General features: G+C 47.5%; 10 protein-coding genes. 7 read left to right on the top strand and 3 right to left on the bottom strand.

Annotation, left to right across the window (positions count from 1 at the left end; all coding sequences use genetic code 11):
• Positions 1-27: 27 nt before the first annotated feature.
• Genes STRDD11_RS01885 through STRDD11_RS01875 form a run of 3 tightly spaced genes read right to left on the bottom strand, consistent with a single transcriptional unit; the run spans position 28 to position 2,149 of the window.
• Positions 28-1,443: a DUF4153 domain-containing protein gene (locus STRDD11_RS01885; RefSeq protein WP_128834813.1), complete on the bottom strand. Its 1,416-nt coding sequence runs from the start codon at positions 1,441-1,443 to the stop codon at positions 28-30.
• 2 nt (positions 1,444-1,445) lie between these two features.
• Positions 1,446-1,664 (bottom strand): helix-turn-helix domain-containing protein, encoded by a 219-nt coding sequence (locus STRDD11_RS01880; RefSeq protein WP_002899126.1) that lies wholly within the window; start codon positions 1,662-1,664, stop codon positions 1,446-1,448.
• Between the two features lie 8 nt (positions 1,665-1,672).
• The gene (locus tag STRDD11_RS01875) at positions 1,673-2,149 is read right to left on the bottom strand and encodes a DUF2975 domain-containing protein (RefSeq protein WP_128834811.1); all 477 of its coding nucleotides are present in this window, start codon (positions 2,147-2,149) and stop codon (positions 1,673-1,675) included.
• 205 nt (positions 2,150-2,354) lie between these two features.
• Between STRDD11_RS01875 and STRDD11_RS01870 the strand changes: the two genes are divergently transcribed.
• The 7 genes from STRDD11_RS01870 (at position 2,355) to rsmA (ending at position 8,741) form a co-directional block, all read left to right on the top strand.
• A complete protein-coding gene (locus STRDD11_RS01870) occupies positions 2,355-3,425 on the top strand; it encodes a winged helix-turn-helix transcriptional regulator (RefSeq protein WP_128834809.1) in 1,071 nt (356 codons plus the stop codon).
• 130 nt (positions 3,426-3,555) lie between these two features.
• Complete coding sequence (locus STRDD11_RS01865; RefSeq protein WP_128834807.1) at positions 3,556-4,794, top strand: MFS transporter; 1,239 nt, start codon at positions 3,556-3,558, stop codon at positions 4,792-4,794.
• A 92-nt stretch (positions 4,795-4,886) separates the two neighbouring features.
• Entirely contained in the window at positions 4,887-5,657 is a 771-nt protein-coding gene (locus tag STRDD11_RS01860) for a TatD family hydrolase (protein WP_128834804.1), read from the top strand.
• A complete protein-coding gene (gene rnmV, locus STRDD11_RS01855) occupies positions 5,629-6,228 on the top strand; it encodes a ribonuclease M5 (protein WP_164828355.1) in 600 nt (199 codons plus the stop codon). Before STRDD11_RS01860 ends, rnmV begins: the two co-directional genes overlap by 29 nt.
• A gap of 4 nt (positions 6,229-6,232) precedes the next feature.
• Complete coding sequence (locus STRDD11_RS01850) at positions 6,233-6,985, top strand: hypothetical protein (RefSeq protein WP_128834800.1); 753 nt, start codon at positions 6,233-6,235, stop codon at positions 6,983-6,985.
• 17 nt (positions 6,986-7,002) lie between these two features.
• A complete protein-coding gene (locus STRDD11_RS01845) occupies positions 7,003-7,845 on the top strand; it encodes an SDR family NAD(P)-dependent oxidoreductase (RefSeq protein ID WP_128834798.1) in 843 nt (280 codons plus the stop codon).
• 20 nt (positions 7,846-7,865) lie between these two features.
• Complete coding sequence (gene rsmA, locus STRDD11_RS01840; protein WP_128834796.1) at positions 7,866-8,741, top strand: 16S rRNA (adenine(1518)-N(6)/adenine(1519)-N(6))-dimethyltransferase RsmA; 876 nt, start codon at positions 7,866-7,868, stop codon at positions 8,739-8,741.
• Positions 8,742-8,774 lie beyond the last annotated feature (33 nt).

The raw sequence follows: 8,774 nt of genomic DNA, 5'->3' as shown, positions 1-8,774 counted from the left end.
TTTTTGTGTATAGTTAAGTACAGTTGCTTATTTTGCTACTGGTAAAAGCATTGGATACAGATAACAGAGCAAGGTAAAGCTTATCAGGGCGTAAAAGATACCGATGCGAATAGCTTGGATAGGTTTATAGAAACGAATCAGGGTCAGTAGGCACCAGACTAAGAGAACAAGGATGAACCAAGCTGAAATCAAGCGCAGCGGTGTTGGTCCGTAAAGGTAGATGTAGATGCCAAATAATTTCCAGCCAGCTAGCAAGGCCAGCAGACCGGTAAAGATAAAGAGGATAGTAGCTGCGAATCGCGTCCCTTTCTGATCCCAGAGCGGTTTTTTGGCAATCAGATAGAAGACGCCTAGGACTGCAAAGTTAAGGATAGAGACCCGAACCAGCTGCCAGAAGCCAGCTACGGCAACAGTTGAAGCATTCTGCGGAGAAATAGCCTGAGCTACTGTTCCGGTGCTTAGGAGCTGACCGAGCTCACCCAGACCCGTCAGGAAGAAGAGAGCATAGGTCAGGCAGAGGCTGCCGATGATAATGTAGGCTGCGAAAGCGGGTGCTACTCGCAAAGGACGGATGCTTGCTTGAAATTTTTTGTAGCTAAGTTTAGTATCTTTTTTGCCTAACAGACTGCCAACTAGGAGGCCGTACAAGTACAGACTGACAGGAACAGCCAGGCAGGCCTTGAAGAGAATCATGCTGCTATCAAGACTTGAAAAGAGGGAGTCAAGGAGGTTCTCAATGAAATCAGCGGTATTGCTGAAGAAGGAGGCAAAGCTGTCTGAAACCTGACTCAGCTGGGACCAGACAAAGTAGACCAAGATTCCTGCAACAAAGAAGCTGCTGACGATAATCGCGAGCTGTTGAGCTTTCTTCGAAGACAGACTGTCAGAGCTGTCAGAAGAGTCCTGCTGCTTACCTTCTATAAAGACTAGAATAGCAGCAATGAAATTTTTAAAGGGCAGGATGCAGAAGGCTTGAATGGTGTCAAACCAGACCAGAATCCCCAAACGTCCCTGGCTTAACCAGCCGGTACGGGACAGAATATAGAAGGCGAATGAGATGTGGATGGCCAGAAATTGAAAAAATTCTAGCTGGCGATGAAGTCCCCAGAGACTTAAAGCTAGGGCTTGAGCTAGCGTCATGATCAGAAAGCTTCTAGCCTCTAATCTGCTGTCAAGATTTTTTATCTGCAGTGATGGATAGGACAATTTCCTGATTAAGGCTTCGCTTAATAATATAAGACCGATTGCAAAAGGGAAAAAGGATGCAGTTTGATAATTAAAAAATACTGCAGAGTAAAAGTAGGTTAAAAGATAGAGGATTAGATAGCTGATTTTAAAGAATCGCAGTTGCTTGTCCTCTAGGCCTGCGAAGATGGTCTGTCTTTCCTCCTCTGCGGGCAGACAAGGCTGGACATTCATCTGCTCTTGTGCTGGATATTCCATAATTATTTCTCCTCCTCATCGTCAGGGATATACTCCAAAATATCGCCAGGCTGGCAGTCTAATTCACGGCAGAGAGCGTTGAGTGTTGAAAAGCGGACAGCCTTGGCTCGATTATTTTTTAGGATAGATAGATTGGCTGGAGTTAGGTCAATCAACTCTGCTAAACGGCCAGCACTGATGCGCTTTTGCGCCATGACAAGGTCTAAATTTATCTGAATCATAAGACCTCCTAAATGGTGTAGTCCACTTGATCCTGTAGCTCAATGGCCTTGCCAAAGGCATTGCGGATGACACGGATAATCAGAGTCAAGATGCTACAGGAAACAGTGACTAAGAGCATGGGCAAATAGGCTGTCAGTCCCATAAAGAGGGAGATAAGAGCAACAGTGCCCACTTCCCAGCCAAGATAGCGCATGTACTGAACATTTTGTGTGATAAAAACCTGATTTTTACCAATGCGGCTTAGGAGTCGATAGAGATGGACAATGCAGGCCAGAGCCAGGCAGCCTAGGACATAGCCAAACAGCAGCAAGATCCAAAAGCGCGTCTCCCCTTGAAAGAAAGGAGAGGGAAATTCGATAACTAGGTTGACGACCCAAGGTCCTAGGGCTATCAGGATAATGGAAGCAATAAATAAAAGGCTGATACTGATTTTTGTAAGAGTAATGCTCATATCTTCAGCAGTCTTTTTTATTTTGTCTGTCATAATTTCCTCCGACTAACGTTTCATTTCTTAGTAAGTATAACACGGATTTTATCGATAATCAATAAGAAAATATCGAAAAAAGATAAAATCGGTCTTAAGGACTAGATGAAAGTTTCTAAAAAAGTTCTTATTTTATAGAGATGGATTTTTGTCAGGAGATGAACAGAGCAGAAGGGGATGAATATTTTGCTTGATTTTTGGTATAATGAAAAACAGGAATTGTACACTCTTTTCGGTCAGAGACGGAGTATATGTAAGGAGGGAAGAATCTGTGGGCGTAAAGCTTGTTCATTATCGTAGTAAGTTATATGAATTTCTCATGGTGCCTGCCATCGTTTCAAGGGATGATAAACATATGTGGAAGGATTTACGGCAGAATCAAAAGGAGCTGCTTCTTGATGTACAGCCGCACTATGATAAGCTCTATCAGGCTTTACTTCCTTTGAAAAGCGATTTGCTGGCAGTCAGTCTCTTTGAGGAGGCTACAGTAGGGCTGGCTCCTCTCCTCTATCTTTATCTGTTGGAAAAGGGAGAAGACCCAGCTGATCTGCGAGCCCTGCTGGCTGGTTTGAAGGCATTAGAAGCAGAGGACATCATGCATTGTTTGGCTCTGAAGCTTTCTGCTAGTAAACAGCCCAAGGATTTGCTGGCTCTTTTAGAGGATAGCGACAAATTGCCGGAGAATAAATGGTACTGGTACCAAGCTATTCAGCATCCAGAGAAGCTGCGGGACCAGCTGGTTTCCCTGCTGGAGCAGGTATTTGCCCTCTATCAGCCTGTCTATGAGCGCTTTGAGCAGGAAGTGCTGGCCTTTGAAGAGGATTTTAAAGCGGCTGATCTGTTGGCTGATGAGGCGCTGAGAGCCAAGCTGCTGGAACAGGAAACGCAAGTTTTTGTCCTTTCGCCCTTGTTTATAGACTCTTTTTTTGAAAAAATTCCGAGTTTCAAATCTTATTCTTTCCTTGTCTCGACAAGAAGTGCTCAGCTGGCAAAGGCGGAACCGGAGCTGGATGATGAACGTTTTGCCTCAATCTTGAAAACTTTGGGAGATGAGACGCGCTATAAGGTCTTGCTGGAGCTGATTCAGCCGCATGCGAAAAATAAAGACATTGCTCAAAAGCTGGGACTCACAAGAGCCTCTATCTCCTTTCATACGCAGAAACTCTTAAACTCTGGCTTGCTGGAGCTTGCCGTGGGCGAAGATGCGGTTAAATACACGGTCAATAAAGAACTGATTCAAAAAATTATAGAGAAGTTCAAACAGGACCTAACATAGTTTCAGAAGACCCGGATTCATTCTAGGTCTTCTTTTTGTAAAACAATAATCTAATAAAAATTTGACAATCGATTAATCAATTGTTATGATTTGTTAAACAAAAATCTAACAAGAGTAAAGGAGATGTCGTATGATTGTTTTTGCAAAAAACAAAAATTTTCGCCAGTTGCTCATCAATCAATGGATTTCAGGTTTTGGAGACATTGTTTTTTATTTGGCTTTGATGAACTATGTTTCCGCCTATTCCTTTGCTCCACTTGCGGTTTTATTGATTTCTCTTTCTGAAACGCTACCTCAGTTAATTCAAGTTTTTACTGGAGTTGCGGCGGACTTTCAGAAGAATCGTATTCATAAATACCTGCTTATACAGTTTAGTAAGGTATTTTTATATAGCTTGGTAACGTTTTTGCTGCTTGGGCAAGACTTCTCTTTCTTGATTCTGCTTGTGATTTGCTTGATTAACTTTCTGTCGGATAGTCTGAGTTATTTTTCAGGTGCCATGCTGACCCCAGTTTATGTAAAGGTGATTAAGCAAGATATGACCTCTGCAATGGGCTTTCGGCAGGCTAGTATGAGTTTGGTTCATATTTTGGGGAATCTAGCTGGCGGTTTTCTCATTGCTTGGATGAGTATTGGAGCTTTGGCAGGACTAAATGCTCTGACATTCTTGCTAGCTTACCTTGGGTTTTGGCATATTAGTAAAAGCTTACAGGACTTAGAACCGGAGCTCAGCAGTGCCAAGGAGCTAAATAGAGAAAATTATTGGCAGCATTTATTGAATTCTCTTAAAGTCTTGCTGGGATTGAAAAACGTTGTGAGGTTGTTATTGGTTTCAACCTTTGGGCAGGTCACTCTGAACATTCTGACGCCAGTAGCGACTCTTTTATTGCTGAAAAGGCCTTTTGGGGGCTTGCAGGCCGGTCAGTCTATTGCTCTCTTGATTACACTGATGTCTGTTGGTCTGATTTTAGGGAATGTCTTCAGCGGCAGCCTGCTGAAAAAACTTTCGACCAAGCTGATCATGTACAGTGGCCAAGCATGTGAGGGGGTACTGCTTGTTGGTTTCTTTTGGCAGAATTTTTTGCTGGTCTTGCTGGCTGCTGTTGGCTGTGCCGTCACAGTCGGTCTGCTGAGTCCCAGACTGCAGAAAGCTGCCTTTAGCCTGATTCCAGAAGAATCTATGGGAGCTATCCAGTCAGCTATCAATGTCTTCAGCATGGCTGTTCCCGGCATTTTATCCATGTTGGTGATTGCCCTAGCCAGCAGTGTTGGTATCCCTTATATCCTCCCTCCGTTGCTGCTCTTGTTGCTGTTGGCTGTTTGCCTCATTCTTCCGATGCGAGAGTTAAAAGCATACTTGGATGAATGACGAAAAGGATTTTTGATTTTGAAAGGAAAGCCTTCTGATTTTTTGCTTTATTTCTGGTATAATGAAGGACAGGAAATACAAGGAAGTAAACCATGAGGATTTTTGATACACACACGCATTTGAATGTGGAAGAATTTGCCGGCCGGGAGGCGGAAGAGCTGGCACTGGCTGCAGAGATGGGAGTGGTCCTGCACAATGTGGTGGGCTTTGATCGGCCGACCATTGAGCGTGGGATTGAGCTGGCGGATCGCTATTCTCAAATCTACCTGACACTGGGCTGGCATCCGACCGAAGCCGGGAACTATGATGAGGCGGTGGAAGCCTATCTGCTGGATAAGCTTCGCCATCCTAAGGTGGTGGCGCTGGGCGAGATTGGGCTGGACTATCACTGGATGACAGCGCCCAAGGAAGTGCAGGAGCGGGTTTTCCGCCGGCAGATTCAGCTGTCGAAAGAGCTGGACCTGCCCTTTGTGGTTCATACCCGCGACGCTTTGGAAGACACCTATGCGGTGATCAAGAGCGAGGGCGTCGGGCCTCGCGGCGGCATCATGCACTCTTACTCAGGTTCTTTGGAAATGGCAGAGCGCTTTGTCGAGCTGGGCATGAGCATTTCCTTTTCCGGTGTGGTGACTTTTAAAAAGGCGGCCGATATTCAGGAGGCAGCGAGCCAGCTGCCGCTGGATAAGATACTGGTCGAGACGGATGCGCCCTATCTGGCACCGGTGCCCAAGCGTGGCCGCGAAAATAAGACGGCCTATACCCGCTATGTGGTGGAGAAAATTGCAGAGCTCCGCTGTTTGACCGTGGAAGAAACAGCGCAGGCAACTTATGCTAATGCAAAGAAGGTGTTTGGCCTTGACTGAGAAAATAAAGATTTCGGAAGTTCTGGTCGTTGAAGGCAAGGACGACACGGCCAATCTCCGCCGTTTCTATGAGGTGGATACTTACGAGACCCGGGGTTCTGCCATCAATGAAGAGGACTTGGAGCGGATTGACAAGCTCAATGCCCTGCGCGGGGTCATTGTCTTTACCGATCCCGACTACAATGGCGAGCGCATCCGCCGGATCATTATGGAGGCGGTGCCGACGGCCAAACATGCCTTTCTTAGGCGAGGGGAGGCAGCGCCCAAGTCCAAGAGCAAGGGCCGCTCGCTGGGGGTGGAGCATGCCTCTTTTGAAGACCTGCAGGCAGCCCTGAGCGGAGTGGTCGGCCATTTTGACGATGAGGAAAATTTTGATATTAGCAAGAGCGACCTGCTGCGGCTGGGCCTGCTCATGGCTTCTGACAGCCGCCAGCGCCGGGAATTTCTGGGCGAGGAACTCCGCATCGGCTATTCCAACGGCAAGCAGCTGCTCAAGCGGCTGGAGCTCTTTGGAGTGACCTTGGCAGAGGTGGAAGCGGCCATGTCTGCCTACCCTCAGGAAGGGAGATGAGAGCATGCAAGAAGGCTTGATTGAAAATGCGGTCTTTTATCTGCAGAATCCCTCTGCTGAAAAAGGGACGGATCAAGCGGTCATAAGCGAAAACGATGAGGAAATTCCGGATTTTTGGTATTTTCTCTGGGATCAAGAGAGTCTGGAGGCAGCCATTGATCTGTGGCGGCTGGGAGGAGAACTTCTCCAGCACGGGCATCTTGACCGCTTTGATTCGCTGGATCAGAAGCAGGCTTTTGAGCTCCGGCTTCCCTATGAAAAGGCCCTGCAGAATGCCCAAAGGCATCGGAACTTTATCAGAGAGCACTTTCCTGATGCTGTCAGTGATTATGATGTCTTTGTCCAGTTGGTTGAGCTCAATGGCAGAGCGGATGATGTGTGCTGTTTTGACCTGTCTGACCTGCTTTATCTGGAGGAGGACTTTGAGCCAGCCATGCAGGAAATCAGGGCGAAATTTAAAACCCTGGACCAAAATCTGCAGTCGGGCTCGAATCAGTTTCGGATGGCAGAGGACTTGAAGCTTTACGCGACAGGCGATATGGTGATTTATGCTGTCGGAGATGAGCGGAAAGTCACAGAGGCAGCATTTTCCTCTCAGCACCTGAACGTGCTGGAAAGGGGAGACAGGGACAGGGAGGCAGAGAAGGCGGACCAGATGATTGGACAAAGTTCATCAGACGGGCAAGGCCTGGCCATCGTCATATTGCTGGTACTGCTTGTGGGGCTGCTGTTTGCCCTTGGTATCATTCATTTTTGATAGAAAGCGTGATTGTCATGAAAAAAGCCCTTATTACAGGCGGCAACAGCGGGATTGGCTACCAGGCCGTCAAACAATTAGCGGAGAAAGGCTGGCAGGTAACCATGCTTTGCCGAAGAAAAGAGGCGGCGGAGCGGGCCTGTCAGGAAATTATCCAGCAAACAGGCCATCCTCATGTGAGCTATCTGCTGGCTGATCTTGCCGATATGGAGAGCATCCGGCAGGCTGTCAGCCGCTACAGGCAGGAGCAGCAGACCTTGGATGTCTTGATAAACAATGCGGCGGATTTTGACTTATCGGTCAAGGAGCCCATCATCACCAAAGACGGGCTGGAAAAGCAGTTTGCGACCAATGTGGCAGCGCCTTTTCTGCTCTCGCAGCTTCTCAGAGATTTGCTGGAGCAGTCTGAGGACGGCCGGATTCTCAATATTTCCTCTCAGGGACTGATGCTCTATCCCTTCCTTAAGCTGGATTTTGATAATTTAAAGGGACAAAAGCATTACAGTCCTGCCCATACTTACTATCAGAACAAGCTGGCCCTCTTGATGCTTTCGCTCTATCTGCGCAGGCAGTGGACAGCCATCAAGATTCAGGCTGTCCGTGTGACTAATGTCAAGGTGGATATGAGGCGCTATGCCCATCTCAATGTTTTGGCAAGGAAGCTCTATAAAATCAAATCCAAGTTTTCCATCAGCCCTGAGCAAATGGCAAGAGTTTATACAATGCTAGCCACAGAGGACGGCTATGAAGGCTTTCTTTACAATGAAAAATGCCGAGAGGTCAAGGCCAATTCCTTTGCCTATCAGGAGGCGGAGCAGGAAAAACTCTGTGAACTGTTAGAGCAGCTGACTTCCAAATAAAAAATTAGAAAAGAGACAACATGCGTATCGCAGACTACAGTGTGACCCGGGCCGTGCTGGAGCGCCACGGGTTTACCTTTAAAAAATCTTTCGGTCAGAATTTCCTGACTGACACCAATATTCTCCAGAAAATTGTGGATACGGCTGAGATTGATGAGCAGGTCAATGTCATCGAAATCGGGCCCGGTATTGGAGCCTTGACCGAGTTTTTAGCAGAGAGAGCGGCCGAGGTCATGGCCTTTGAGATTGATGAGCGGCTGGTGCCGATTTTGGCCGATACCCTGCGGGATTTTGACAATGTTCAGGTGGTCAATCAGGACATTCTCAAGGTGGATCTGGCTCAGTACATAGCTGAGTTTAAAAATCCTGATCTGCCCATCAAGGTGGTGGCCAACCTGCCCTACTACATCACGACGCCTATCCTCATGCACCTGATTGAGAGCGGCATTCCTTTCAGTGAGTTTGTCGTCATGATGCAGAAGGAAGTAGCCGACCGGATTTCGGCCCAGCCCAAGACCAAGGCCTACGGCAGCCTGTCCATCGCGGTTCAGTATTATATGACGGCCAAGGTCGCTTTTGTCGTGCCGCGAACCGTCTTTGTCCCTGCGCCCAATGTGGACTCGGCCATTCTCAAGATGGTGCGGCGGGAGCAGCCGGCTGTTGAGGTGAGTGACGAGAAATTTTTCTTTAAGGTGGCCAAGGCTAGCTTTGCCCACCGCCGCAAAACCCTCTGGAATAACCTGACCAGTGCTTTTGGCAAGTCAGAAGAGACCAAGGCTCAGCTGACAGCAGCCTTGGGAGCTGCTCAGCTGTCTCCCAGCGTCCGCGGGGAAGCGCTGGATTTGGAAGAATTTGCCCGCTTGGCGGCTGGTCTTTTGGCGGCCGGACTGAAATAGGAATACCCTTTTAGTTGGATTTGTCTCCAGCTA

It is taken from the genome of Streptococcus sp. DD11, assembly GCF_001578865.1.
Taxonomy (GTDB): Bacteria; Bacillota; Bacilli; order Lactobacillales; family Streptococcaceae; genus Streptococcus; species Streptococcus panodentis.
The sequence above is the reverse complement of the archived record's forward strand: the minus strand, read 5'-3'. Positions and strand labels throughout refer to the sequence as shown.